At 68.9% G+C, this 25,137-nt stretch carries 22 protein-coding genes and 1 rRNA gene; 14 read left to right on the top strand and 9 right to left on the bottom strand.

Translation table 11 applies throughout. The annotated features are described in order from the left end of the window. Nucleotides 1–4: 4 nt before the first annotated feature. The 5 genes from ACIBVQ_RS05565 to leuE form a co-directional block, all read right to left on the bottom strand. Nucleotides 5–832 (bottom strand): DMT family transporter, encoded by an 828-nt coding sequence (locus ACIBVQ_RS05565; protein ID WP_352009491.1) that lies wholly within the window; start codon nt 830–832, stop codon nt 5–7. 258 nt (nt 833–1,090) lie between these two features. Then, nucleotides 1,091–1,720 (bottom strand): DedA family protein, encoded by a 630-nt coding sequence (locus ACIBVQ_RS05560; protein ID WP_399175865.1) that lies wholly within the window; start codon nt 1,718–1,720, stop codon nt 1,091–1,093. A gap of 238 nt (nt 1,721–1,958) precedes the next feature. Next, nucleotides 1,959–2,432, bottom strand: a complete 474-nt coding sequence (locus ACIBVQ_RS05555) for a TspO/MBR family protein (protein ID WP_352009489.1) — start codon at nt 2,430–2,432, stop codon at nt 1,959–1,961. A 67-nt stretch (nt 2,433–2,499) separates the two neighbouring features. Continuing rightward, nucleotides 2,500–3,135 (bottom strand): VC0807 family protein, encoded by a 636-nt coding sequence (locus ACIBVQ_RS05550; protein WP_399175862.1) that lies wholly within the window; start codon nt 3,133–3,135, stop codon nt 2,500–2,502. Between the two features lie 126 nt (nt 3,136–3,261). Then, a complete protein-coding gene (leuE, locus tag ACIBVQ_RS05545; protein WP_399175860.1) occupies nt 3,262–3,942 on the bottom strand; it encodes a leucine efflux protein LeuE in 681 nt (226 codons plus the stop codon). Nucleotides 3,943–4,077: 135 nt separating this feature from the next. Here leuE and ACIBVQ_RS05540 point away from each other — a divergent pair, with 135 nt between their 5' ends. Continuing rightward, nucleotides 4,078–4,224: a hypothetical protein gene (locus tag ACIBVQ_RS05540; RefSeq protein WP_362909684.1), complete on the top strand. Its 147-nt coding sequence runs from the start codon at nt 4,078–4,080 to the stop codon at nt 4,222–4,224. Beyond that, nucleotides 4,224–5,339: a YeiH family protein gene (locus tag ACIBVQ_RS05535; protein ID WP_399175858.1), complete on the top strand. Its 1,116-nt coding sequence runs from the start codon at nt 4,224–4,226 to the stop codon at nt 5,337–5,339. The genes ACIBVQ_RS05540 and ACIBVQ_RS05535 overlap by 1 nt, the downstream gene beginning before the upstream one ends. A gap of 155 nt (nt 5,340–5,494) precedes the next feature. On the opposite strand, the gene ACIBVQ_RS05530 is transcribed toward ACIBVQ_RS05535, so the two are convergent. Then, on the bottom strand, nt 5,495–5,977 hold the full coding sequence (locus tag ACIBVQ_RS05530) for an Lrp/AsnC family transcriptional regulator (RefSeq protein WP_352009484.1): 483 nt from the start codon (nt 5,975–5,977) through the stop codon (nt 5,495–5,497). A gap of 127 nt (nt 5,978–6,104) precedes the next feature. Between ACIBVQ_RS05530 and ACIBVQ_RS05525 the strand changes: the two genes are divergently transcribed. The 9 genes from ACIBVQ_RS05525 (at nt 6,105) to ACIBVQ_RS05485 (ending at nt 20,011) form a co-directional block, all read left to right on the top strand. Next, nucleotides 6,105–6,782 (top strand): nitroreductase family protein, encoded by a 678-nt coding sequence (locus ACIBVQ_RS05525; protein ID WP_399175855.1) that lies wholly within the window; start codon nt 6,105–6,107, stop codon nt 6,780–6,782. A gap of 287 nt (nt 6,783–7,069) precedes the next feature. Beyond that, nucleotides 7,070–7,555, top strand: coding sequence for a hypothetical protein (locus ACIBVQ_RS05520; protein WP_352009482.1), 486 nt, complete (start codon nt 7,070–7,072; stop codon nt 7,553–7,555). Nucleotides 7,556–7,710: 155 nt separating this feature from the next. Next, nucleotides 7,711–9,555 (top strand): cellulose binding domain-containing protein, encoded by a 1,845-nt coding sequence (locus ACIBVQ_RS05515; protein WP_352009481.1) that lies wholly within the window; start codon nt 7,711–7,713, stop codon nt 9,553–9,555. 138 nt (nt 9,556–9,693) lie between these two features. After that, the gene (locus tag ACIBVQ_RS05510) at nt 9,694–11,508 is read left to right on the top strand and encodes a cellulose binding domain-containing protein (RefSeq protein ID WP_399175853.1); all 1,815 of its coding nucleotides are present in this window, start codon (nt 9,694–9,696) and stop codon (nt 11,506–11,508) included. A 99-nt stretch (nt 11,509–11,607) separates the two neighbouring features. Next, nucleotides 11,608–12,993, top strand: a complete 1,386-nt coding sequence (locus tag ACIBVQ_RS05505) for a cellulose binding domain-containing protein (protein WP_399175851.1) — start codon at nt 11,608–11,610, stop codon at nt 12,991–12,993. After that, nucleotides 12,990–14,945: a fibronectin type III domain-containing protein gene (locus ACIBVQ_RS05500; protein ID WP_399175849.1), complete on the top strand. Its 1,956-nt coding sequence runs from the start codon at nt 12,990–12,992 to the stop codon at nt 14,943–14,945. The genes ACIBVQ_RS05505 and ACIBVQ_RS05500 overlap by 4 nt, the downstream gene beginning before the upstream one ends. Continuing rightward, a complete protein-coding gene (locus ACIBVQ_RS05495) occupies nt 14,942–17,224 on the top strand; it encodes a carbohydrate binding domain-containing protein (protein ID WP_399175847.1) in 2,283 nt (760 codons plus the stop codon). Before ACIBVQ_RS05500 ends, ACIBVQ_RS05495 begins: the two co-directional genes overlap by 4 nt. Before the next feature lie 312 nt (nt 17,225–17,536). Further along, nucleotides 17,537–18,682 (top strand): glycoside hydrolase family 19 protein, encoded by a 1,146-nt coding sequence (locus tag ACIBVQ_RS05490; RefSeq protein WP_362909673.1) that lies wholly within the window; start codon nt 17,537–17,539, stop codon nt 18,680–18,682. A 129-nt stretch (nt 18,683–18,811) separates the two neighbouring features. Then, a complete protein-coding gene (locus ACIBVQ_RS05485) occupies nt 18,812–20,011 on the top strand; it encodes a nitrate/nitrite transporter (protein WP_399175845.1) in 1,200 nt (399 codons plus the stop codon). Here ACIBVQ_RS05485 and ACIBVQ_RS05480 read toward each other — a convergent pair. Next, nucleotides 19,968–20,216 (bottom strand): DUF1049 domain-containing protein, encoded by a 249-nt coding sequence (locus tag ACIBVQ_RS05480; RefSeq protein ID WP_399175843.1) that lies wholly within the window; start codon nt 20,214–20,216, stop codon nt 19,968–19,970. The two genes, ACIBVQ_RS05485 and ACIBVQ_RS05480, sit on opposite strands and share 44 nt — an antisense overlap. A gap of 205 nt (nt 20,217–20,421) precedes the next feature. Here ACIBVQ_RS05480 and ACIBVQ_RS05475 point away from each other — a divergent pair, with 205 nt between their 5' ends. Together ACIBVQ_RS05475 and ACIBVQ_RS05470 are read left to right on the top strand one after the other, a co-directional pair. Next, on the top strand, nt 20,422–21,708 hold the full coding sequence (locus tag ACIBVQ_RS05475) for a hypothetical protein (RefSeq protein ID WP_399175841.1): 1,287 nt from the start codon (nt 20,422–20,424) through the stop codon (nt 21,706–21,708). A 15-nt stretch (nt 21,709–21,723) separates the two neighbouring features. Beyond that, nucleotides 21,724–22,491, top strand: a complete 768-nt coding sequence (locus tag ACIBVQ_RS05470; protein ID WP_352009472.1) for an arylamine N-acetyltransferase — start codon at nt 21,724–21,726, stop codon at nt 22,489–22,491. Here the strand turns inward: ACIBVQ_RS05470 and ACIBVQ_RS05465 are convergent. Both ACIBVQ_RS05465 and ACIBVQ_RS05460 read right to left on the bottom strand, forming a co-directional pair. Beyond that, nucleotides 22,481–23,143 (bottom strand): DUF6597 domain-containing transcriptional factor, encoded by a 663-nt coding sequence (locus ACIBVQ_RS05465; protein WP_399175839.1) that lies wholly within the window; start codon nt 23,141–23,143, stop codon nt 22,481–22,483. The two genes, ACIBVQ_RS05470 and ACIBVQ_RS05465, sit on opposite strands and share 11 nt — an antisense overlap. 9 nt (nt 23,144–23,152) lie before the next feature. Next, nucleotides 23,153–24,229 carry an AI-2E family transporter gene (locus tag ACIBVQ_RS05460; RefSeq protein WP_399175837.1) on the bottom strand — a complete coding sequence of 359 codons (1,077 nt, stop codon included), beginning with the start codon at nt 24,227–24,229 and terminating at the stop codon, nt 23,153–23,155. 640 nt (nt 24,230–24,869) lie between these two features. Here ACIBVQ_RS05460 and ACIBVQ_RS05455 point away from each other — a divergent pair. Next, nucleotides 24,870–25,137, top strand: a 16S ribosomal RNA gene (locus ACIBVQ_RS05455); the annotation flags it as partial.

Below are 25,137 nucleotides of genomic sequence, written 5' to 3'. Positions count from 1 at the left end.
TCCTTCATCGATCTAATCGGACGTTGGGGGACAGCGGGGTCGTACGGGCCAGCGCGACCGTGCCCGCGGCGGTGAGGCAGGCGGCGGCGAGCGCGGTCAGCGTGCTCACCGCGCCGGTCGGCAGCGGTTCACCGAGCAGCAGGGCTCCGAAGACGACGGCGGTGAGCGGGTCCGCCACCTGGAGCGCGGCGAAGGCGACGCCGAAGTGGCCGGCGGCGTAGGCGTGCTGCAGCAGGACCAGCGCGACCAGGCAGGGCAGCGGTACGGCGAGCACCAGCCAGAGGTCCCAGTCGCCGTAGACCAGGACCCTGGTGAGGGTGGCGGTCGCCCCGTAGAGCACGCCCGCGGCCATGGCGAGCAGCCCGGCCCGTCCCGCCGGAGAGGTCCGCCGGGAGGCCGCCCACAGGGCCAGGGCGGTGATGGCCGCCCCCGCGAGCAGGGCCACCACCCCCGTCGTGCTCAGGTGGGGGTCTCCGGTGCCCTGGGGCACGACCAGCACCAGGCCGCCGAGCCCGACGGCGATCACCGCGGCGGCGGACAGTTCACGGGACGTGGGTCTGCGACCGCCGAGGGCGGCGGCGCAGGGCAGGGCGAACAGCAGGCTGGCCACGCCCATCGGCTGGACGACGGTGAGCGGGCCGTACCTCAGGGCGAGGACGTGCAGGCCGGTCCCGACCCCGATGGACAGCCCGCCGAGCAGCCATCGCGGGCGCCGGAACAGACGGCCGATCGTGGGTCGTTCCGCACCGGCCGCCTCGTGCTGCTGCAACGCGGCTCCGAGCGCGAAGAACAGCGATCCCAGCAACGCCAGGCCGACGGCCAACACGGTCATGCGCACTCCTTCCACTGCAGATGAAGACATGGCGAGATGGCCGAGACACCTCAAGGAAGCGACCGGTTGGGGTCTTCCGGTGAACCAGTGGCAGCGTCTCGCGGCACGGACCCCGGAACCATCGGGGTTCTCCCTGACTCCCCGGGGAATTCCCCGGGGTCGGGCTCGGGGGCCGTCAGGGCCTCGTGGCCGGAGCGACGGCCTTCTCCGAGGTGACGGAGTTCCCTCCCCGCGGGCGCGGGGGAAAGGAGGTAGGGGTCAGTCGCGGACCCCGGCCGCGGTCCGCTCGCGCCGCTCGGCCGTACGGCGCCGCCGGGTGAAGCGGACCACCTCGACCACCGCCGTGATCGACAGGGCGATGCCGAGGCCGAGCAGCAGCCCCTTGATCGGGTCGTTCTCGAAGGCGGCGCCGCCCACGAAGCCGATCAGCCCCGAGTAGATCGCCCAGGACACGGCGGCCAGGGCGTCGAAGAGGGCGAAGGAGCGCCGGGGGTAGGCGACGGCGCCCATGGTGAGGGTGCACGCGGTCCGGCCCGCGGGGATGTAACGGGCCACGACCAGGACCAGCCCGCCGCGTTCTGCCAGGGCCCGTTCCGCCCAGGCGATCGCCTTGCCGCTGCGCCTTCCGCCCCTCAGGCGGCTGTTGGTCGTGCGCCCGATGGCGTACGAGATGTGGTCGCCCGCGAACGCTCCGAGTGCCGCGACCACGATCACCAGCCACAGGCTGGGTGCGCCGGTCGAGGCGGCGAAGACACCGGCCGTGATGACGGCCGTCTCCGCGGGGACCACGGGAAAGAAGCCGTCGAGCATGGCCAGCGCGAACAGCGCCAGATAGATCCACGGCGAGGACATCGCCTGGTGGACGGCGTCGAGGATGGCCTGTGTCACAGCCGCACTCCTGTAGGTGTCGGGAACCGCACACAGCACGGTGCCGGGCGGCCCGCATGTCGGGCATCAGGGGGAGTCCCCGAGCTTTCGGGGAGCGCCCCCTGAGGGCCCCTCAGGGGCGCGTCATCTCGACCCTAGGAAGCAGAGGGCGGTCGGCACATCCCGCGTTCGGTCGTGGTGACCCCCTACTTTCGTCATGCGCCCTCCTGTTCCGGCGGGAGATCCCGCGACGGCGGGGTCAGTTCATCAGCCAGACGGCCAGATTCAGCGCGCCCGCGTAGGTGACCCACAGCGCGTACGGCACCAGCAGCCAGGCGGCGGGGCGGCTGATCGGCCGGAACATGACGACGGTGGCCACGATCGTCCCCCAGAGCACCACGATCTCGGCGAAGGCGACGCCGTACAGGTGGGCGCCGAAGAACAGCGGGGTCCAGAGCGCGTTGAGGACGAGTTGGACGGCGTAGACACCGAGCGCGGGGGTCAGGCCGCGCGCCGACCAGGCCAGCCAGCCCGACAGCGCGATCATGACGTAGAGCACCGTCCACGCGGGACCGAACAGCCACCGCGGCGGTGCCCACGCGGGGCGGTCGAGCATGAGGTACTCACCGCCCGCGTCTCCCGCCGCCAGCGCCCCGGCCGCGGCGACCAGGGCGAGGGCGAGGATGAAGACGGGCAGCACGAGCCAGCGTTTCGGATTTTCCGCGATGTCCATGAGGGCCTCCCTGCCCCTGTCTTCGTGGCTCAGACGAGGACGGTTTCCCCGGCGGGGAGGGAAACGCTCAGGCGGGGGCCGGGTCGTGGTGCAGGCGGCGCAGGACGCGGCGGAAGGCGTAGACGGAGACGGCCGCGGCGAGACCGCTGATCAGCGCGACGACGCCGGTGCGGACCAGCAGGTAGGTGCCGATCGACTCGTGCAGCAGGAGCCAGATGCTCACCGAGGAGTTGGCCAGCAGCACGAAGGCCCACAGCAGGGTGATCCGGGCGAAGAACCGCCGCACCCGCTCGTGCCTGAGCACCGCGGAGGGCAGGTGGATGTAGTCGAGGGTGAGCTTCTGCGCCAGCGGCCGGTTCAGCCGCACCGAGGCGAGGAAGGCCACGCTGATGCAGATGGTGCCCAGTTCCGGCTGGAGGAAGTAGACCACCGCGCTTCCGCTCCACAGCCCGAACAGCGCCCGCACGGTGATCGCGATGGCGGCCAGCACCATCGTCCCCGGCACCCTGACCCGCCGGACCAGGCGCCAGCCGACCCCCGCGTAGACCCAGCTCACCGCCGCGATCAGGGCCCCGTTGAGCCCGAGCACGGCCAGCGCGGCGTAGAAGACGGCCAGGGGGGCGACCACCCCTTCGAGGAGCTTGGGCACGGCCTGCCGGACCAGGGCGGTGAGGCGGGGCAGGACGACGGGCGGATGGCTCATGACGCTCCCCAGGGGACGGCCGCCGCCCGTCTCGGATCGGGGGACGGAGACTCCCGTGCCGGACGGCGATTCACCGTATCCGAGCCGGGTGAGTGCCCGAGCCGTCCCGCCGGGGCCGGGGAGGCGTCAGCCCATGGAGGCCGTGGCCAGCTTCGCGCCGAAGCCGAGGAAGAGCGCGCCGACCCCGGTGGTCAGCCCGGCGGCCAGCTTGCGGCGCGTCCTGAACTGGGCGGCGAGGAACGTTCCACCGAAGATCAGCAGAGACAGGTAGAGCATGCTGAACACCTGGCAGATGGCGCCCAGGATCAGGAACGACAGCGCGGGCATGCCGTAGGCCGGGTCGACGAACTGGATGAAGAAGGAGATGAAGAACAGGATCGCCTTCGGGTTCATCAGGCTGATCACGAGGGCCTTGCGCAGGGGGTTCTCCCCACCGCGCCGGGACGCGGCCTGCGTCGTCCGCCCGGCCTGCGCTCCCTGGGCCGCCTGGGCGTCCTGTGACGTCCGCCAGGAGCGCCAGGCGCCGCGCAGCATCTGGAAGCCGATCCACGCCAGGTAGGCCGCGCCGGCGTACTTGACGACGTTGAAGAGGATCGGCGTCGACTTCAGCAGTGAGGCGACCCCGGCAGAGGCGAGCACCATCAGGACGCTGTCGCCGATGAACACCCCGGCGGCCGCGCGGTATCCCTGGCGTACGCCGCGCTGCGCGGCGGTGGTGAGCACGTAGAGCGAGTTCGGGCCGGGCAACAGGATGATGAAGAAGGCGCCGAGGACATAAGTCCATATGTCGGTTATGCCGAAGAACATGGTCGTGCTCCAGGGGGACGTTGCGTGATCCGTCACACGCTACCGCCACGCGTCGTACCGCTTTACCTTTAATCCCTATCGAATTACCATGGAAATGACTCGGGGGTGACGTCGGACGACGAGTGAGGTCGTGAGATGAGCGAGACCGATCCCCCTGTGGAGACCGCGGTGGAGAGCGAGGGCCGCACGGCGGTCAACGAGGACTGGGCGGCCACGATCGTGGGTCTGGTGCTGCTGGCACTGGTCCTCGTCGGCGTGATCCCCGTAGGGCTGGTGCCCTGATGAGCATCGAGGAGACGAACGTCGTGTCCCGGCGTCAGGGCGGCGCCGGATGGGCGCTGTCGGGCGTCCTGGTCGTGCTGCTGCTGGCCGCGGCGACCCGCTATCTGGACCAGAACGTCCCCGAACTGCTCAAGGGGACCCCGCTCGGGAACATCGCGGCCACCGTCGAGTACCCGGTCTACGCGATCGTCATCGGGCTGGCCGGCAACGCCGCGCTCACCCTGGCCGGGGTGCGAGAGCGCCTGTCCGGCGGCTTCAGGACCGAGTTCTTCATCAAGACGGGCCTGGTCCTGCTGGGCGCCTCGATCAACCTCAGGGTGATCGTCACGGCCGCCGGTCCCGCGATCGTCCAGGCGATCGTGCTGATCACCTCGGTGTTCCTGTTCACCTGGTGGCTCGGCGGCAGGCTGGGCCTTGAGGAACGGCTGCGCGCGCTGCTGTCGGCCGCGGTCTCGATCTGCGGGGTGAGCGCGGCCATCGCCGCGGCGGGAGCCGTACAGGCCAGGCGTGAGCAGTTGGCCTACAGCGCGAGTCTGGTGATCGCCTTCGCGCTGCCCTCGATCTTCGTCCTGCCCTGGCTCGCGGGCGTGTTCGGGCTCAGCGACGAGGTCGCCGGGGCGTGGATCGGCGGCAACATCGACACCACCGCGGCGGTGACGGCGGCGGGCGCGATCGTCGGCGACAACGCGCTCGCGGTGGCGAGCATCGTCAAGGTCACCCAGAACGCCCTGATCGGCGTCGTGACCATCGGGCTGACCGCCTACTTCGCCTTCCGGGTCGAGCGGCGCCCCGGCACGCGCGGGCCGGGTCTCGGCGAGTTCTGGCGGCGCTTCCCGAAGTTCGTGCTCGGCTTCGTCGCCGCCTCGGTGATCGCCACCTGGTGGCAGGGCACGGTCGCCGTCACGCAGGCCAAGGCGGTCATCGGGGAGGTGAACGACCTGCGGGTCTGGTTCCTGATCCTGGCCTTCGTCAGCATCGGCCTGGAGTTCAGGGTCGCCTCGCTGCGGGAGGCGGGCTGGCGCCCGGTCGGGGTCTTCGCCGCCGCGACCCTGGTCAACGTGGTCGTCGCCCTCGGGCTTGCGCTGGCACTGTTCGGCGGGTTCAGCGCCGCCTGAGACCGGAGTCCGGTACGGCGGGCCGTCGCGGCGGCCCGCCGTTCGTCCTGTCACAGCCCTTCCCGGCCTCCCCGGCTCGGCAGTCCGCCTCCGCCGCCGGCATGCCCGCCTCCGGATCGCCCGCCGGAGGCCGGCTGTTCCCGGGAACCGGTGTCTCAGCCTCGGTCGGCCAGGGGCTGGACCCGGTGCGGGACGACCGTGGACAACGTGATCACCGTGCTGCTGCGCCGTACGCCGGGGATCGTGAGGGTCTCGTCGATGACCTCCTGGATGTGCTCGTGGTCGCGGCCCGCGATCCGGCACCAGACGTCGCCGGGGCCGGTGACGATGTGGGCCTCCAGGACCTCGGGGATCGCGGTGAGCGCGGCGGAGATCTCGGCCCTGGAGACCTGCTCGACCTCCAGCGTGGTGAAGGCCTGCACCGGGTACCCCAGCGCGCGGGGGGAGAGGTTGGGGCCGAAGTCGGTGATCACCCCGTCGGAGACCATCCGGTCGAGGCGGGCCTGGACGGTGCCCCTGGCGACGCCGAGGAGGCGGGAGATCTCCAGCAGCCCGGTCCTCGGGCGTTCCCTGATCAGGTGGAGCACCTTGCGGTCGAGCTCGTCCAGGCCGTTCCGCCGGGCTGCCAATCTGTCCACCTCCGAAGTGCGCGCCGTGCCCTTCACCGACGATCTGGCAGTGAAACGGCGGGTGTGTTGCCCAGTCTGGGACTGCCAATCACACTACGCCTGCATATATGGCATATACGGCAAAGATGGAGGAGAAATGGCACGCGAGCATTCCCACCCTTTCATTCCTTACCGGCCCACGCGGTACCCCGAGGCCGAGATGGTGGAGCGGGGCCGCAGGTTCTACGAGCACATGGACCGGCGCAGGAGCGTGCGCTTCTTCAGTGACGAGCCCGTGCCCCGCGAGTGCGTCGAGCTGGCGATCAGGTCCGCCAACACCGCGCCGTCAGGGGCGCACCAGCAGCCCTGGAAGTTCATCGTCGTCGGCGACCCGGAGACCAGGAAGCGGATCAGGGAGGCCGCCGAGATCGAGGAGCGGCAGAACTACGAGGGCGGCCGGCTGACCGCCGAGTGGCGCGAGGCCCTGGCCCACCTGGAGACCACCTCGGACAAGGGCTACCTGGAGACGGTGCCGTGGCTGGTGGTCTGCTTCGCGGAGAAGTACGGCGTCCGCCCCGACGGCACCCGGGTCAAGCACTACTACGTCAACGAGAGCGTCGGCATCGCGTGCGGGTTCTTCATCGCCGCGCTGCACGAGATGGGTCTGTCGACGCTCACCCACACCCCGAACCCGATGGCGTTCCTGACCGAGATCTGCGGACGTCCCGGCAGTGAGCGCCCTTACATTCTGTTCCCGGTCGGTTACGCGGCCCACGACGCGGAGGTTCCCGATCTCACCCGCAAACCGCTGTCACAGGTGCTCGGCGAGGAGTGACCGGCGCGCGGAGGCGGAAAGGAGGGCAGATTTTGGAACGTGCCTAGCTGGATCGTTGAATCCTTGAGCTTTTGGGCCTTGTGGCAAATCTCTGTCAAGGCTACGATCGCGACAACTCTTAGGAAACTTTCCTAAAAGAAATGAGGAGACGAGACGACGATGGTGCGCCCCCCACCGCCTTGATCGATCGCGAGCTGCGAGAACGCCAAGACGGCAGTCATCACCATGTGAAGGTCCGGCCGTTCGGACGACTCCACCCCCCAGGTTCCCCTGTCAAGGGAGCGATCATGTGGCGTACCCTTCCCTTACTCGTCCTGACTGAGGCTGCAAGCTCCCCGCACGGGGCGTTCGCGCCAGGTGGCACCACCACCGCCACCCTCGTCCGGCCTTGCGGCCGGTGGTCGGGGCCACGGGGCGGGCACACGCCCAAGGATGTCACCATCGCGGTTCCCGCGCACCGGCAAACCCGGCGCGAGAACACGCCGCCCACCGGTCACGGGCGGCATCTCGGCTCCATCATCGCCTTGACCAGCGTTTCGACCAGCGTTTCGACCAGCGTGAGCCGTAACGACGCGGCCACGCGGAACACCCCGGGCGATCCGCGCGCGTCCGCACGGGCCGAACACACCGTCGGCCGGACTCCGCGGGTCGGCGTACAGCCGGTCATCACCGGTGAACACCGGAAGATCGGGCACGCGACCGGTACGGCGAACCAAGAGACGACCAGCGACGGCGCCTCTTCGTTCGGCGTGCCGGGCGACGGCCTGCGCTGAACCATGGCGTGGACCCGGCCTTCCTGCGGCCCCGGGACCGCGCCCTACCCGCCGTACGGCTTGCGCTCCGCCTCCTCGCCGCCTGCAGAGGAGCACCCCCCAAAAAAGGAGCGCGAGCCGTACGGCCACCCCCCCACCGAATGCATGAGGTTAACGTGAGATTTCGCGTCATAGCCGGATCGCTCGTCGCCGCGGCGGCCCTCGCCGCGGCGGCGACGGCGGTCGCACTCCCAGCACAGGCCGCCTCGGCCACCGCGACCTTCGTCAAGGTCGGCGACTGGGGGTCGGGCTTCGAAGGCAAGTACACGATCAAGAACGACAGCGGCACCGCCATGAGCAGCTGGAAGGTCGAGTTCGACCTGCCCGCCGGTGTCAGCGTCGGCTCGTTCTGGGACGCCACGCTGACCAGGAACGGCCAGCACATCACCTTCAGCAACGTCGGCTGGAACGGCAGCGTCCCCAGCGGCAGCAGCGTGAGCTTCGGCTTCCTCGGCACCCCGGGCGGCGCCAACTCCGTACCGCTGAACTGCAAGCTCAACGGCGCCGACTGCGGTGGTGGCAGCACCGAGACCGCCCCGGGCAAGCCGGGCGCGGTGACGGCGACCGGTGGCTCGAAGAGCGTGTCCCTGTCGTGGGGCGCGGCCAGCGGTACGGTGACCGGTTACCGGGTTTACGAGGGCTCGACGCTGAAGGCGACCGTGACCGGTACCTCGGCGACGATCTCCGGTCTGGGTGACTGTGAGGCGCACACCTACACCGTCGCGGCCTACAACGGCGCGGGCGAGGGTGCCAAGAGCGACCCGGCGAGCGCGAGCACCACCGGCTGCACCACCGGCGCCCCCGGCAAGCCCGGCTCGGTGACGGCGACCGGTGGCTCGAAGAGCGTGTCCCTGTCGTGGGGCGCGGCCAGCGGTACGGTGACCGGTTACCGGGTTTACGAGGGTTCCACGGTGAAGGCGACCGTGACCGGTACCTCGGCGACGATCTCCGGTCTGGGTGACTGTGAGGCGCACACCTACACCGTCGCGGCCTACAACGACAACGGTGAGGGCGCCAAGAGCGACCCGGCCAGCACCAGCACCACGGGCTGCACCACCACCCCGCTGCCCAAGCACTTCCTCACCGGCTACTGGCACAACTTCGACAACCCCGCGGTCGAGCTGAAGCTCTCCTCGGTGCCGAAGGAGTACGACCTGATCGCCGTCTCCTTCGGCGAGGCCAGCTCCACCGCGGGCGAGGTCGTCTTCGGCATCGACCCGGGCCTGTCGGCCTCCCTGGGCGGCTACACCGACGCCCAGTTCAAGGCCGACGTGCAGACCGTGCACTCGCGCGGCCAGAAGGTCATCCTCTCGGTCGGCGGTGAGAAGGGCCGCGTCCAGGTCGCCAGCTCGGCCGCGGCGACCAGGTTCGCCGACAGCGTCTACGCCCTGATGCAGAACTACGGCTTCGACGGCGTCGACATCGACCTGGAGAACGGCCTCAACGCCACCTACATGGGTCAGGCCCTGCGGTCGCTGCGAGCCAAGGCCGGCTCCGACCTGATCATCACGATGGCGCCGCAGACGATCGACATGCAGTCGCCGGGTGCCGAGTACTTCAAGCTCGCGCTGAACATCAAGGACATCCTCACCGTTGTCCACACGCAGTACTACAACTCGGGCTCCATGCTCGGCTGCGACAAGATGGCGGCCTACTCGCAGGGCACGGTCAACTTCATGACCGCCCTGGCCTGCATCCAGCTTGAGAACGGTCTGCGCCCCGACCAGGTCGCGCTCGGCCTGCCTGCGGGCCCCGGCGCCGCGGGCGGCGGCATCGTCGCGCCCTCCATGGTGAACCAGGCGCTGACCTGCCTGGCCACCAAGACCAACTGCGGCTCCTTCGTTCCCCCGAACGCCTACCCCGGCATCAGGGGCGCGATGACCTGGTCGATCAACTGGGACGCCAGCAACAACTGGAACTTCTCCAAGACCGTCAAGCCGCACCTCGCCACTCTTCCCTAGGGGAAGCACCTCCCAGGGCACACAGCCGGTACGGCCCGCGTCTTCCGCCCCCGGGGCGCGGGCCCTACCTAGGTCACGACGAAGTGACACCCCCCAAGTAAGACCGCACTTCTCGCACCTCTTCCCCATGGAGGGAACATGCGTCCTCTTCGTATTCTCGTGGCGGCGGCCATCGCCGCCTCGGGTGTACTGCTCGCCTCCTCCCCGGCCCACGCGGCCGGGGTGACGGCGACCTTCACCAAGACCTCAAGCTGGGGCTCGGCCTTCGAAGGCAAGTACACGATCAAGAACGACAGCGGCGCCGCCCTGAGCAGCTGGAAGGTCGAGTTCGACCTGCCCGCGGGCGGCAACGTCAGCTCCGCCTGGGACGCCAGCCTGACCAAGAGCGGTACCCACTTCACGCTCAGCAACGTCGGCTGGAACGGCAGCCTCCCGGCCGGGAGCAGCGTGAGCTTCGGCTTCATCGCCTCCCCCGGTGACGCGACCCCGACCGGCTGCAAGGTCAACGGCGCCGACTGCGGCGGCGGCAGCACCGAGACCGCCCCGGGCAAGCCCGGCGCGGTGACGGCGACCGGTGGCTCGAAGAGCGTGTCCCTGTCGTGGGGCGCGGCCAGCGGTACGGTGACCGGTTACCGGGTTTACGAGGGTTCCACGGTGAAGGCGACCGTGACCGGTACCTCGGCGACGATCTCCGGTCTGGGTGACTGTGAGGCGCACACCTACACCGTCGCGGCCTACAACGGCGCGGGCGAGGGTGCCAAGACCGACCCGGTCAGCGCGACCACCACCGGCTGCACCACCGGCACCCCCGGCGCACCGGCCAACGTGACCGTGAGCGGCACCACCGACACCTCCATCTCGCTGTCGTGGGGCGCCTCCTCGGGCACGGTGACGGGCTACCGCGTTTACGAGGGCTCCACGGTGAAGGCGACCGTGACCGGCACCTCGGCGACGGTCTCCAACCTGGGCACCTGTGAGCCGCACACCTACACGGTCAAGGCCTACAACTCTCAGGGCGAGTCGGCCGCCAGCGCCGCCGTCACCGGCACCACCACGGGCTGCACCAACCCGAACCCGGCCAAGATGCCCGGCGCGCCGTACCTCTACATGGGCTGGGGCAACCCGCCCAGCGTCACCACCGTCATGAACGCCACCGGCATCAAGTCCTTCACGATGGCCTTCATCCTCGCCCAGAACGGGTGCAACCCGGCCTGGGACGGGCAGCGTCCGCTGACCGGTGGCGCCGACCAGGCCGCGATCAACGCGGTCAAGGCCGCGGGCGGCAACGTCCAGATCTCCTTCGGTGGCTGGAGCGGTAACAAGCTCGGCCCGAACTGCTCGACCCCGCAGGCCTTCGCCGGCGCCGTGCAGAAGGTCATCGACGCGGTCGGCCCGGCCGTGGTCGACTTCGACATCGAGAACACCGACGAGTTCGAGAACTACACCGTCCAGGACCGCATCCTCAACGGTCTCAAGATCGTCAAGGCCGCCAACCCGAACGTCAAGATCGTCGTGACCTTCGGCACCGCGACCACCGGCCCGACCAGCCACGGCATCCGCCTGATCAACCAGGCCAAGGCGCTGGCCGTGCCGATCGACAACTACACGATCATGCCGTTCGACTTCAACGGCGGCGCGAACATGTACCAGAGCACGGTCAACGCGGCCGAGGGTCTGAAGAACGCGCTGAAGTCCGCCAACGGCTGGACCGACGCGCAGGCTTACGCCCACATGGGCATCTCCGGCATGAACGGTCTGTCCGACCAGCAGGAGGTGACCAGCCCGGCGACCTGGCAGCAGATCACCGACTACGCCAAGTCCAAGGGTCTGACCCGCCTGGCCTTCTGGTCGACCAACCGTGACCGCCCCTGCCCCGGCGGCGGCGTCCAGGAGACCTGCAGCGGCGTCGCGCAGGCCGACTGGGAGTTCACCAAGATCACCGCCGGCTTCTAGCCGGTACGGCCCGCGGCCCCGTGCACCGGGCCGCGGGCCGTACCCCCATGACACCCCATGACACCCCCCACACCCCCCAGAAGTCCCATGAGGCAGGTCATGAACCAACGATCAACACGAGTGCGGCTGTCGACGCTCGCCGTCGCCGCGGCGCTCGCCTGCGGAGCGACACTGCTTGTCAACGTGCCCGCCCAGGCGGACACCGCGACCTTCACCAAGGCATCGGAGTGGTCGGGCGGTTACACCGGCCAGATCACCGTGAAGAACACCGGTACCACCACGCTCAACGGTTGGACGGTGGTCCTGGACCTGCCCTCGGGCACCGGGGTCGGCTCCTACTGGGACTCGCTCATGACGCAGTCCGGGAGCAAGTACACCTTCAAGAACCGTGACTACAACGGCACGCTCGCGCCCGGCGCGACCGCCACCTTCGGCTGGGTCTCCACCGGCACCGGCTCGCCGACCGGCTGCACGCTCAACGGCAACCCCTGCGACGGCGGTTCCACCCCCACGCCGACGCCGACCGTCACGCCCACCGTGACCCCCACGGTCACGCCCACCGTGACCCCGACGGTGACTCCCACCGTGACTCCGACGGTCCAGCCCGGCGGGAACCTGTGGATGGCCCCCTACGTCGACATGGGCGCCTGGCCGACGCCGGTCCTGTCCGACATGGTGACGGCCTCCGGGGTCAAGAACTACACCCTCGCCTTCATCGGCGCCGGGACCTGCAAGGCCACCTGGTTCGGCGCCTTCGACCCGCGCTCCGGGTGGGCCAAGGACCAGATCGACGCCATCAGGGCGGCCGGCGGTGACGTGAAGATCTCCTTCGGCGGCGCCAGCGGCGTCGAGCTAGCCCAGGCCTGCACCGACGTCACCGCGCTCTACAACGAGTACAAGATGGTCGTCGACACCTACGGCCTGAAGTACATCGACCTGGACATCGAGGGCGCGGCCACCCAGGACACCGCCTCCGTCAACCGCAGGTCGCAGGCGCTGGCCAAGCTCCAGCAGACCTACCCCAACCTCAAGATCTCGCTGACCCTGCCGGTGCTGCCCGAGGGCCTCGTCGAGAGCGGCATCAACGTGGTCAAGTCGGCCAGGGACGCCGGGGTCAACCTCGACCTGGTCAACGTCATGGCCATGGACTACTACCGTGACGCCGACTACGGTGACGCGGCCATCCAGGCGGCCAACAGCACGTTCAACCAGCTCAAGACCCTCTACCCGGCCAAGAACGACGCCCAGCTGTGGAGAATGCTCGGCGTCACCCCGATGCTCGGCAAGAACGACGACGGCAGGGTCTTCGACCAGGCCGACGCCCGCCAGCTCGTCGCCTTCGCCAAGTCCAAGCACCTGGGGATGCTCTCGTATTGGGAGGGCACGCGGGACCGCAACGCCTGCAACGGCCCCCTGTACAAGTGCACCAACATCCCCCAGACGCCCTACGAGTTCGCCAAGATCTTCGTCGGGTACAACGGATGAACCTCAGGAGGCTCGCCGCGGTGGCCGCACTGGCGGTGGGGGGCACGATGCTCGCCGCCACGCCGGCCCACGCCGCCAACATCGCCACCAACCCCGGCTTCGAGAACGGCCTGACCGGCTGGACCTGCTCGGGGGCCTCGGGGGCCACAGCGGTCTCCTCGCCGGTGCACGGCGGATCCAAGGCCCTGCAGGCCACGCCGCAGGGCTCGGACACCGCGCGCTGCCAGCAGACGGTCAGCGTCAAGCCGTCCTCGTCCTACTCGCTGTCGGGCTGGGTGCGCGGCGGCTACGTGTTCCTCGGCGTGACCGGCACCGGCACGACCGACCAGAACACCTGGACGTCCTCACCGTCGGCCTACTCCCAGCTGACCCGGACCTTCACCACCGGCGCGTCCACCAAGTCCGTGACGATCTACGTCAACAGCTGGTACGGCCAGGGCGCCTACCAGGCCGACGACATCGTCCTGGACGGCCCTCCCGGTGACGACACCCCGCCCCCGGACACCGTCCCGCCGACCGTCCCCGGCAACCTGGCCGTCGGCGGCGCCACCAACAGCACGCTCAGCCTGAGCTGGTCGGCCTCGACCGACAACTCCGGCAAGGTCGACCGCTACGAGGTGTCGCGGGACAACGGGACGCCGGTCAGCGTCGGCGCGAACCTGAGCCACACCGCGACCGGCCTGACCGCCAGCACCACCTACGGCTTCCGGGTCCGCGCCTGTGACGGCTCGGACAACTGCTCCGCCTACACATCCGTGGTGAACGGCACCACCACCGGCGGCCCCGACACCACCCCGCCGAGCGTGCCGGCCGGCCTGACCGTGGGCGGTCCCACGGCCAACTCGCTGAACCTGGCGTGGTCGGCCTCGACCGACGACTCGGGCAAGGTCGACCGCTACGAGGTCTCCAGGGACAACGGGGCCCCGGTCAGCGCGGGGGCGAACCTGAGCCACACCGCGACCGGCCTGACCGCCAACACCACCTACGGCTTCCGGGTCAGGGCGTGCGACGGATCGAACAACTGCTCCGCGTACGGTCCCTCGGTCAGCGGCAAGACCAGCGACGACACCCTCCCTCCGACCGGTGAGATCCGCTACGCGCCCTACATCGACATCACGATGCCGACGCCCTCCCTGGTCAGCGCGTCCAACGCCACCGGGGTGAAGAACTACACCCTGGCCTTCGCCCTCGGCGACAGCACCGGTTGCAACCCGGCCTGGGGCGGCACCATCCCGATCGACGAGCCGCGCATCATCAACGACGTCAAGGCGCTCCAGGCGAAGGGCGGCCAGGTCATCGTGGCCACCGGTGGCGCCCAGGGTCCCTACCTTGAGCACACCTGCGGCACCTCCGCCGCGCTGCTCACCGCCTACAAGAAGGTGCTCGACACCGTCGGCACCAACCACCTCGACGTCGACGTCGAGGCCTCCATCGACGTCAACAAGGTCAACACCGCGCTGAAGCAGCTCCAGACCGAGCGCGGCACCGTGATCAGCTACACGCTGCGCATCCAGGGCGCGGACTACGGCCTCGACCCGTTCTCCGTGTCGATCCTGCAGGACGCCGCCGCCAAGGGTCTCAACCTCATCGTCAACCCGATGCTGATGGACTTCGGCTACAGCGGCAACTGGGGCGCCGCACTGATCAGCGCCGCCCAGGCGACCCTCAACCAGATGAAGGGCGTCTGGCCCGCCAAGACCGACGCGCAGCTCAAGAAGATGCTCGGTCTCACCCCGATGATCGGCAAGAACGACACCGGGTCGACCACCACCCAGGCGGACGCGCGCTCGCTGCTCAACTGGGCCAACAGCAACCACGTGGCCTACATCGGCTTCTGGTCGGCCGGCCGTGACAACGGCGGCTGCCCCAACGGTCAGGTATCGCCCACCTGCAGCGGCATCTCACAGTCGCCGTGGGAGTTCACCACAATCTTCAAGGGATTCACCGGATGAACCTCAGGAAGCTCGCCACGGCGGCCGTACTGGCGATCGGCGGCACGATGCTCGCCGCGACGCCCGCCAGCGCCGCCAACATCGCGAACAACCCCGGCTTCGAGGACGGCCTGTCCGGCTGGACCTGCACGGCCTCCTCCGGCGCGACGGCGGTCTCCTCGCCGGTGCACGGCGGGTCCAAGGCCCTGCAGGCCACGCCGCAGGGCTCGGACACCGCGCGCTGCCAGCAGACGGTCAGCGTCAAGCCGTCCTCCTCCTACTCGCTGTCGGGCTGGGTGCGCGGCGGCTACGTGTTCCTCGGCGTGACCGGCACCGGCACGACCGACCAGAGCACGTGGACGTCCTCGCCGTCGGCCTACTCCCAGCTGACCCGGACCTTCACCACCGGCGCCTCGACCAACTCGGTGACGGTCTACGTCAACGGCTGGTACGGCCAGGGCGCCTACCAGGCCGACGACATCGTCCTGGACGGCCCTCCCGGAGCCGGGGCGCCCGCCGTTCCCACGAACGTGACCGGCAGCAGCACCCCCAGCACCGCCACGCTGAAGTGGTCCGCCTCCGAGGGGGCCACCAGCTACAACGTCTACCGTGACGGCAACAAGGTCGGCTCGGCCACGACGACCACCTACACCGACCTGGGCGCCCCGGCGGGCTCCCACGTCTACCAGGTGACCGCGGTCAACGCCGTGGGCGAGTCGGCCAAGTCGGCGTCGGTCACGCTGGTGGTCGGCAACGACACCCCGCAGGTGCCCGCCACCCCCACCGGCCTGACCGGCACGGGCAGCGTGACCACCGCCACGCTGAAGTGGAACGCCTCAGAGGGCGCCACGAGCTACAACGTCTACCGCGACGGCGCCAAGGTCGGCTCGGCCACGACGACCACCTACGCGGACAGCCCCCAGCCCGGCAACCACGACTACCAGGTGAGCGCGGTCAACGCGGTCGGTGAGTCGGCCAGGTCCGCCACGGTCTCGGTCACGGTCGGCAACGACACCCCGCCGCCGCCCGGAACCCCGACCGGTCTGGCCGCCACGGTCAACGGCACCACCGTGACGCTGAGCTGGAACCCCGGCACGGGCAGCGTGACCGGCTACAACGTCTACCGGGGCAACACCAAGGTCGGCACGACGACGACCCGGGGCTTCAGCGAGACCCTCCCGGCCGGCACCTACGCCTACCGGGTCAGCGCCTTCAACCCCGTCGGTGAGTCGAGCAAGTCCGCCGAGGTCTCGGTCACGGTCGGCGACAGCCCGCCGCCCGGGAACAAGGTGCTGGTCGGCTACCTGCACGCCTCCTTCGCCAACGGCTCCGGCTACGTGCGGATGGCCGACGTGCCCAAGGAGTGGAACTTCATCAACCTCTCCTTCGGAGAGCCGACCTCGGTGACCTCCGGTGACATCCGCTTTGTGCGCTGCCCGGTCGCCGAGTGCCCCAGCGTGGAGTCCGACGCCGACTTCATCGCGGCGATCAAGGCCAAGCAGGCCCAGGGCAAGAAGGTGCTGATCTCGATCGGCGGCCAGAACGGCCAGGTCCAGCTCACCACGACGGCCGCGCGTGACAAGTTCGTCGAGTCGGTCAGCGCCATCATCGACAAATACGGCCTCGACGGCCTCGACGTCGACTTCGAGGGCCACTCGCTCTACCTCAACGCCGGTGACACCAACCTCGCGTCCCCGACCACCCCGGTCGTCGTCAACCTGATCTCCGCGCTGAAGACCCTCAAGGCCAAGTACGGCGCCAACTTCGTCCTGACCATGGCCCCGGAGACGTTCTTCGTCCAGCTCGGCTACCAGTTCTACGGTCCCGGCGCGAGCGGCTCCGCCGACCCGCGGGCCGGGTCCTACCTGCCGGTCATCCACGCGCTGCGTAACGACCTGACCCTGCTGCACGTCCAGGACTACAACTCCGGGCCGATCACCGGTCTTGACAACCAGTACCACACGATGGGCAACGCCGACTTCCACGTCGCGATGACCGACATGCTGCTGGCGGGCTTCCCGATCGCGGGCAACCCGAACAACGTCTTCCCCGCCCTGCGCCCCGAGCAGGTCGCCATCGGCCTGCCCGCCGCGCAGTACGCGGGCAACGGCTACACCTCGGTGGCCGAGGTCCAGAAGGCCTTCGACTGCCTGAGCAAGGGCACCAACTGCGGCTCCTACAAGCCGAAGGGTGTTTACCGTGGCCTGCGGGGTCTGATGACCTGGTCGATCAACTGGGACAAGTACAACAACTTCGAGTTCTCCCGCAACCACAGGGCCTACCTTGACGCCCTGAGTTGACAGGCCCCTCGCCGCCGGGGGAGACGGACCCCCGGCGGTGAGGTCTCCATCGCCGGAGGAGGAGACGGACCTCCGACGGCGAGGTGTACATCGTCACCGAGGGAGACGGACCCTCGGAGGCGAGGTGTTCATCGCCGCCGGGGGAGACGGACCCCCGGCGGCGAGGTTCCCATCGGCGCCGGGGGAGACGGACCTCCGGCGCCGATTGTCTTTGCCGGTCCCCGTGTCTCCGCCCCAGGACATCACCCCAGGGACTCCCCCAGGAGTCCGCGCAGGACTCCACCCAAGGACTTCGCCCCAAGGAGTGAGCAAGTGACGAGACTACGCATCATGGCGTCCATCGCCGCGGCCGCGGTGACAGGCGCCCTGGCGGTCGTCCTCCCGGCGGCCTCCGCCTCAACGACCGCCTCAACGACCGCAACCACCTCCACCGCGGTCGCCGCCGCCTGCGCGGACCCCTGGAACTCCTCGAAGGTCTACACGGGCGGCAACACCGCCTCCTACAACGGCCACAACTGGTCGGCCAAGTGGTGGACCCAGAACGAGACCCCGGGCGTCGCCATCGTGTGGGCGGACCAGGGGGTGTGCGGGAACGGCACGCCGACCCCCACGCCGACCCCGACCGTCCCGACCTGTGACCACCCCGACTGGGTCGCGGGCAGGAACTACGTCACCGGCGACATCGTCAGGTACACCAACGGCCGTTACTACCAGGCAACCCACGACAACCCGGGCTACGACCCCGTGATCAGCACGTGGTACTGGTCGCCGTACGTCTGCCGCCCCTCCGGCACGCCGACCCCCACGCCCACCCCGACGTCGACGACGCCGAACCCGGGCGGCTTCGTGGTCAGCGAGGCGCAGTTCAACCAGATGTTCCCGAGCCGCAACCCCTTCTACACCTACAACGGCCTGGTCAACGCGCTGAGCGCCTACCCGGCGTTCGCGGGCACCGGCAGTGACACGGTCAGGAAGCAGGAGGCGGCGGCGTTCCTGGCCAACGTCAGCCACGAGACCGGCGGCCTGGTCTACGTCGTCGAGCAGAACACCTCGAACTACCCGCACTACTGCGACGCCAGCCAGCCGTACGGCTGCCCCGCCGGCCAGGCCGCCTACTACGGCCGGGGCCCGATCCAGCTGAGCTGGAACTTCAACTACAAGGCCGCCGGCGACGCCCTGGGCATCGACCTGCTGCGCAACCCCAACCTGGTGCAGAACGACCCGGCCGTGGCCTGGAAGACCGGCATCTGGTACTGGATGACCCAGAACGGCCCCGGCACGATGACCCCGCACAACGCCATGGTCAACGGCGCCGGATTCGGTGAGACGATCCGCAGCATCAACGGCGCCCTGGAGTGCAACGGAGGCAACCCCTCCCAGGTGCAGAGCAGGATCAACAGCTACCAGAGGTTCACTCAGATCCTCGGTGTGACTCCGGGCGGCAACCTTAGCTGCTGAGTTTCCGCCCGGCGGACGGATTCCGGCCAAGGTCGCAGGCCGGAATCCGTCCATCTTTCCTTTCGCGGGCTGCACCCCTTGTGAGTGATCCATCACAGATGGTTACCATTTGTGATGTCGGGGGTGCGCATGCCGAACGAACTTCGCCGGGGCCAGGTCGTCAACCTGGTGCTCGCAACGACCGCTTTCGCCATCACCTTCTGGGCGTGGAACCTGATAGGGCCCCTCGCCGGGAGCTACACCAGGCAGCTCGGCCTGTCGCCGCCCCAGACCTCCCTGCTGGTCGCGATCCCGGTGCTGGTCGGCTCGCTCGGCCGCATCCCGGTCGGCGTGCTCACCGACAAGCTCGGCGGGCGGCTCATGTTCGCCGTCGCGTGCTTCGTGACCATCGTCCCGGTGCTCGGGGTCGGCTGGTCCGACTCCTACGGCTGGTTGCTGCTGTGGGGCTTCCTGCTCGGCCTCGGCGGCACCTCCTTCGCCGTCGGCATCCCGTTCGTCAACGCCTGGTACCGGCCGGAACGGCGCGGCTTCGCCACCGGGGTCTTCGGCATGGGCATGGGCGGCACCGCCGTCTCGGCGTTCCTGACGCCCCGCCTGGTCGAGTGGCTCGGCAGGGCCCAGACCCACGTGCTGATGGCCGTGCTGCTGGCCGTGATGGGCGTCGTGATGCTGCTGGTCAGCCGGGACTCACCCGAATGGCGACCCGCGACGGCGCCCGCGCTGCCCCGGATGCGCGAGGCCGTCAAGATCAAGGCGACCTGGCAGTGCGCGTTCCTCTACGCCGTCTGCTTCGGCGGTTTCGTGGCCTTCTCGACCTACCTGCCCACCCTGCTGCAGGTCGTCTACGGCTTCACCCAGACCGGAGCGGGCCTGCGCGACGCGGGGTTCTCGATGGCCGCGGTCCTCGCCAGGCCGGTCGGCGGTGCGCTGTCCGACCGGATCGGCGCGAGCAGGGTGCTGCTGGTCTCGTTCGCCGGGACCGCGATCATGGCGGTCGTGCTGGCCTTCGAACCGCCCGCCGAGATCCCCGCCGGACTGTGCTTCGTGCTGACGGCTCTGTTCCTCGGCCTCGGCACGGGTGGCGTCTTCGCCCTGGTCGCCAAACTCGTCGAGCCGTCCAGGGTGGGAACGGTCACCGGCCTGGTCGGCGCGGCGGGTGGTCTCGGCGGCTACTTCCCGCCACTGGTCATGGGAGTGGTCTACTCCGTGGCCCACGCCTACACGATCGGCTATCTCCTGCTCGCCCTGACGGCGCTGGGCGCGCTGCTCTACACCAGGAAGGCCTTCACCTCCGCCGCGCCGACCGGCGACGGGCCGGCACCCCGATGAGCACGCCGACGACCGGCATCACGAGCAGGGCCGGCCACAGCGGCCAGGTCACGCCGAATACCATCCAGCGGATCCTGGCGGGCACCCGGTTCTGCGCGACGAAGCCCACCCCGAGCACCAGCAGGGCCGGCGCCACCCACACCCTCCTGGGCGGTTCGGCGATCCACTTGCCGAACGACCAGGACTCACCCCCAGGGGCTACCATTTGTAACGATTGTAGAGCTTTGAGTGATGTAAGCTGAGAGACAGGTCTCGTTTTCGAGACCGAGTGGGCGTGAGGCGACCGGTTCCGGCAGGCTGTTACCGTCATGGACTACGCAATTCTCACGGGGTTTGTCCTCGTCACAGGTGTCGTGCTGGCTCTGGTCGCCCAGTGGCGAGATTGGCGCCCGTCTCCCATCCTCGTGCTCGTGGTGGGCATCGTGTTCCGGGTGCTCATCATGGTCCTGGCCGCGATGAGCAGATGGCAGCCGGTCGACTTCATGGAGAGCTTCAAGCCCGCGGGCGAGGCGATCCTCAGACGTCAGGACCCCGTGATCGGCAGTGAGGGCGGCTGGCACTTCCTGCCCACCATCCCCTACGTGTACGGCCTGCTGCTGTGGCTGGGCATCCCGTGGGAGATCGGCGGCAGGCTCGTCACCGTGGTCGCCGACATCGCGCTGATCCCGCTCGTCGGCAAGCTCGCGGGCGGCGGCAAGGCCTCCCTGCGCGCCTTCCAGTACGCCTGCAACCCGCTGGCCATCCTCGTCGCCTCGATCCACGGACAGGTCGAACCCGTCGCCCTGCTCTTCGGTGTCGCCGCCTTCGTGGTCGCCCGCGGCCCCGGCGACCCCGAGCGCCCCGGCCTCAGGATCGACGTGTTCGCCCTGGCGCGCGAACGCGTCGCCGCCCTCGGGCTGGGCGGAGCCGTACGGAGCCTCACCGCGCCGGGCGGCGCGCTCGCCCCCGGTGGTTCGGTGCGTACGGCGCTCGCCCCCCGCGACGGCGACTCGGCCGTCATGCGCAGGGCGATCATCGCCGGCCTGCTGATGGGACTGGCCCTGTGCGCGAAGAGCTGGCCGATCTGGCTGATCCCCGGGATGCTCCTGCTGCTGCCGACCTTCCGTTCCCGGCTGGCCGCGTTCGTGGCGACGGCCGTACCACCGATCTTCTTCCTGGCCACCCTGCCCGTCTTCGCCGGAACCTCGCTGGATCAGCTTCCCGAGGTCATCCGCGTCATGGGAGACGTCAGGCCGATCGTCGGTGAGTGGGGTTACAGCGCCATCCTCGTCGGTGGCGACTGGACCCTCCACTCCGGGATCGCGACCTTCGGCACCCGGCTGATCTACCTCACCATGCTGGTCGTGGCCTTCCTCTGGCGCCGGGCCGACCCGATCGACCTCACCACCGCCCTGCTGCTCGCCTTCATGGTCACCACGCCCAGACTCGGCGCGCAGTACCTGCTGTGGTTCATGCCGTTCCTGGTCGCCCGCCCGACCCGCTTCGCCTGGCCGGCCATCATCGGCGTGTCCCTCTGGGCGGGCTGCGGCTACCTCTACCTGACCCAGTTCGACACCGACACCTGGTGGGCCATGCACTCGATCTGGTCCCGCGCCTCCATCGTCCTGCTGCCGATCCTGGTCATGGCCATGCCCTGGGCGCGCCGCGTCTCCAAGGCCTCGGATCCCCTGTCTCCCACGGCCCCGGCCGCAGCCTGAACGGGAAACACCCCCATGGACGAATACCTGGCGCGGATCGGCGCCGCCCGCCCTCCGCGCCCGGACGCCGAGGCTCTCGGCGAACTGCACCTGCGTCACCTGCGGACGGTGCCGTTCGAGAACCTGAGCATCCACCTCGGCGAACCCGTCACGCTCAGCGAACAGGCCCTGATCGACAAGATCGTCGGTCGCCGCAGGGGCGGCTTCTGCTACGAGCTCAACGGTGCCTTCGCCGTACTGCTCCGCTCGCTGGGCTACCGGGTGACCATGCTGGCGGCCAGGGTCTTCTCCGGAGGTTCGCTCGGCCCGCCCTTCGACCACATGGCGCTACGCGTCGACACCCCGGAGCCGTGGCTCGTCGACGTCGGGTTCGGCAGGTTCGTCAACCGTCCCCTCCGGCTCGACCTGCGCACCGACCAGGCTGACCAGGGCGGGGTCTTCCGGCTGGTCGAGGCAGAGGAGGGGGACATCGACGTGTTGCAGAACGGCGTGCCCCAATATCGCCTGGAACGGCGGCCACGCGTCCTGGCCGACTACGAGGCGACCTGCTGGTGGCAGCAGACCTCGCCCAAGTCCCACTTCACCCGTTCGCTCGTGTGCTCCCTCCTCACCGAGGACGGGCGTCTCACGCTCAACGACAGGCAGCTCGTCCGCACCGTGGGGGACGAGCGCGAGGAGACCACCCTGACCACCGACGCCGAGATCCTGGCCGCCTACCGCGACCATTTCGGTATCAGGCTGGACGCTCCGCCCACACCGCCCGGAGAACGGGTCACCGGCTGAGCAGCCCGCCCAGGGACACCCCGGCCAGCCGCCTGACCTCGTTGGCCATGTGGGACTGGTCGGCGTATCCGCTGGCCAGTGCGACCTCGGCCAGCGCCGTCCCGCGCCTGGCCAGCCGCAACGCCCGCTGGAAACGCACCACCCGCTGCAGCGTCTTCGGCCCGTACCCGAAGGCGCGCAGCGACCGCCGATGCAGCTGCCGCTCCCCGAGACCGAGCTCCCAAGCCGCCTGGGCGACGGTCCTGCCCGTCCGCAGCGCCTCGGCGATGGCCGGCGCCGCCGGATCAGGCTCAGGAACCTCGCGCAACCGTACGGCCAGCGTCTCCTGCATGGTGCGGGGCGTCAGGCCCGGCAACACCCCCAGCTCGTCGAGCGGCACCCTGGCGTCACGCAGCGCCTCGACCGGAACGCCGAACACCTCGCCCACCGCGCCAGGCCGGAAACGGACCCCCGTGTAACGGTCGCCCTGGCGCATCCGCACCGGCATCGGCCCGGTGTCCGGCCCGGCGACGTGCGGGCCGTCCGGCCCCCAGATCAGGTCGACACAGCCGTCGGGAACCACAAGCTGCGTGGCCGCCGAGACGGCGAGGCTCGTCCAGACACAGGTCACCCGCCCGGCGATCGCCGGATCCGGGGCCCACTCGCGGTACATGCCTCCAGGCTAGGACGGCCTCGCGGGTTTTCGGTCCCGGCCGTCCTCGACGACTTTCCCCGAGATGAGCGCCGCGACCCACCGCCCCTCGGGGTCGCTGTCCACCAGCAGGGCGCGGGCCAGCAGGCTCAGCGGAATGGCGAGCAACGCTCCGAGCGGGCCCAGCACGAACGCCCACAGCAGCAGGGACATCATGGTCACCGTCGTGGACAGGCCGACCGCGTCCCCGAGGAATTTGGGCTGGACGAGTGACTGGACCACGAAGTTGATCGCGATGTAGCAGACGATCACCAGGACCATGGTCTTGGGACCGCCCTGCAGCAGGCCGAGGAGCGCCGGCGGGATCAGTCCGATGACGAAGCCGACGTTGGGGACGTAGTTGGTGAACAGCGCCAGCACACCCCACAGAATCGGAAGCGGGACATCGAGCACCCACAGCGCGATGACGTCCAACACCGAGCAGACAAGCCCAAAGACCGTGGAGACGACCAGATAACGGCGGGTGTTGTGCGCGAAGTGGCCGAGCGCCGTGACGAGTTCGGAGTGTTCCCGAGCCAGGCGGGACGACAGGACGGAGGAGATGGCCCGGGCGTCCAGGCACATCGCCAGCACCACGATGACGATGATCACCAGGCTGGAGAAGACCCCCAGCAGTCCGGAGGCGAAGCCGCTGATGATCCCGAAGACCTTTCCCGGGTCGAGGGTTCTGATCACCTGGTTCACCTGCTGGTTGCCGATGCCCAGTCGCGCCGCGAACTGCTGTATCTGGACGACGAACTGGTCGAACTGCTGCCCGTAGGTGGAGGCGAGGGTCGTCAGCTGTGCGGCGGAGAGAGCGAGGACCGCGACCATGCTCAACAGCAGGAGCAGTACGAGAGCCAGGGGAGCCGCGACGAGCGTCCAGCCGGGCGCGCCCCGCCTTTCCAGTCTTGCCCTGACAGGGGCGACCGCCAGAACGAGCACCAGTGCGAGCAGAACGGGCCCGATGATCGACCCGGCTTCCCGTACTCCGGCAAGTGTGACCACCGCGCCCGCCGCGCAGAGCAGCACGACGAGAGCCCGGGGAATCCGTCTTTGCTCCGTCATATTGGATCTCTACCCATATGGGAAGAGAAGCGGCCTTGTGGGGTGGTCTTTGATGCGTTCCCTGTTTTGATCACCGTTCCGATCACCTCTTCGATCGCAGGGTGATCGTCGATTTGACGGCGACGGAGGCCTTACATAGAGTTCACAGGCCCGAGGGGGTCGGCGAAGATCGCCAAGGCCCCGGGACCCCTTCCACTGATCCACTTTCCCTGCATGACGCATGCGTCGCGCAGAGTGCCGGTTCGACAAGGCCCGGATGTTGGAGTAAGTTGGAAGGGTTGCTCCGGAGACGGGGCGGTCTGAAATTCCTCGGACAGGCTTTATCGAAGAAAATGCGATCCGGTCGGATCGGTTTGACACGAAAAAGCGGGTCTGAAAGAATAAAGACACAACGAAATGAACGAAACGAAACGCCCCGGAATTCCGGCCGGTAAAACGGTTCGGGGGGACGGTGAACGCGTCCGTTTCTTGAGAACTCAACAGTGTGCTAAAAGCCAGTGCATGAAGCACAAACCCGTCCTAACGCACGACATGGCGACATGATCCGTGCGGGGATGGATTCCTTTGGTTGATACACCCGCCTCCCGCCGTTTCGGCGTTGAGGTGGTGTGCTTTCAGCCGGGGTTGACTCGAAAAGCATTGTTTGGAGAGTTTGATCCTGGCTCAGGACGAACGCTGGCGGCGTGCTTAACACATGCAAGTCGAGCGGAAAGGCCCTTCGGGGTACTCGAGCGGCGAACGGGTGAGTAACACGTGAGTAACCTGCCCCTGACTCTGGGATAAGCCTGGGAAACCGGGTCTAATACCGGATATGACCTCTTCCCGCATGGGATGGTGGTGGAAAGTTTTTTCGGTTGGGGATGGACTCGCGGCCTATCAGCTTGTTGGTGGGGTAGTGGCCTACCAAG

It is taken from the genome of Streptosporangium sp. NPDC049376, from assembly GCF_044466505.1.
Lineage (GTDB): Bacteria > Actinomycetota > Actinomycetes > Streptosporangiales > Streptosporangiaceae > Streptosporangium.
This window is presented reverse-complemented; position numbering and strand designations above follow the sequence as displayed.

Excerpts from the sequence above, each read along its gene's own strand:
- ACIBVQ_RS05565 (WP_352009491.1), bottom strand. The coding sequence starts at position 832 with ATGACCGTGTTGGCCGTCGGCCTGGCGTTGCTGGGATCGCTGTTCTTC.
- ACIBVQ_RS05520 (WP_352009482.1), top strand. The coding sequence starts at position 7,070 with ATGTGGCGTACCCTTCCCTTACTCGTCCTGACTGAGGCTGCAAGCTCC.
- ACIBVQ_RS05485 (WP_399175845.1), top strand. The coding sequence starts at position 18,812 with ATGCCGAACGAACTTCGCCGGGGCCAGGTCGTCAACCTGGTGCTCGCA.
- ACIBVQ_RS05510 (WP_399175853.1), top strand. The coding sequence starts at position 9,694 with ATGCGTCCTCTTCGTATTCTCGTGGCGGCGGCCATCGCCGCCTCGGGT.
- ACIBVQ_RS05555 (WP_352009489.1), bottom strand. The coding sequence starts at position 2,432 with ATGGACATCGCGGAAAATCCGAAACGCTGGCTCGTGCTGCCCGTCTTC.
- ACIBVQ_RS05525 (WP_399175855.1), top strand. The coding sequence starts at position 6,105 with ATGGCACGCGAGCATTCCCACCCTTTCATTCCTTACCGGCCCACGCGG.
- ACIBVQ_RS05470 (WP_352009472.1), top strand. The coding sequence starts at position 21,724 with ATGGACGAATACCTGGCGCGGATCGGCGCCGCCCGCCCTCCGCGCCCG.
- ACIBVQ_RS05480 (WP_399175843.1), bottom strand. The coding sequence starts at position 20,216 with ATGGTAGCCCCTGGGGGTGAGTCCTGGTCGTTCGGCAAGTGGATCGCC.
- ACIBVQ_RS05460 (WP_399175837.1), bottom strand. The coding sequence starts at position 24,229 with ATGACGGAGCAAAGACGGATTCCCCGGGCTCTCGTCGTGCTGCTCTGC.
- leuE (WP_399175860.1), bottom strand. The coding sequence starts at position 3,942 with ATGTTCTTCGGCATAACCGACATATGGACTTATGTCCTCGGCGCCTTC.
- ACIBVQ_RS05535 (WP_399175858.1), top strand. The coding sequence starts at position 4,224 with ATGAGCATCGAGGAGACGAACGTCGTGTCCCGGCGTCAGGGCGGCGCC.
- ACIBVQ_RS05500 (WP_399175849.1), top strand. The coding sequence starts at position 12,990 with ATGAACCTCAGGAGGCTCGCCGCGGTGGCCGCACTGGCGGTGGGGGGC.
- ACIBVQ_RS05550 (WP_399175862.1), bottom strand. The coding sequence starts at position 3,135 with ATGAGCCATCCGCCCGTCGTCCTGCCCCGCCTCACCGCCCTGGTCCGG.
- ACIBVQ_RS05495 (WP_399175847.1), top strand. The coding sequence starts at position 14,942 with ATGAACCTCAGGAAGCTCGCCACGGCGGCCGTACTGGCGATCGGCGGC.
- ACIBVQ_RS05465 (WP_399175839.1), bottom strand. The coding sequence starts at position 23,143 with ATGTACCGCGAGTGGGCCCCGGATCCGGCGATCGCCGGGCGGGTGACC.
- ACIBVQ_RS05540 (WP_362909684.1), top strand. The coding sequence starts at position 4,078 with ATGAGCGAGACCGATCCCCCTGTGGAGACCGCGGTGGAGAGCGAGGGC.
- ACIBVQ_RS05505 (WP_399175851.1), top strand. The coding sequence starts at position 11,608 with ATGAACCAACGATCAACACGAGTGCGGCTGTCGACGCTCGCCGTCGCC.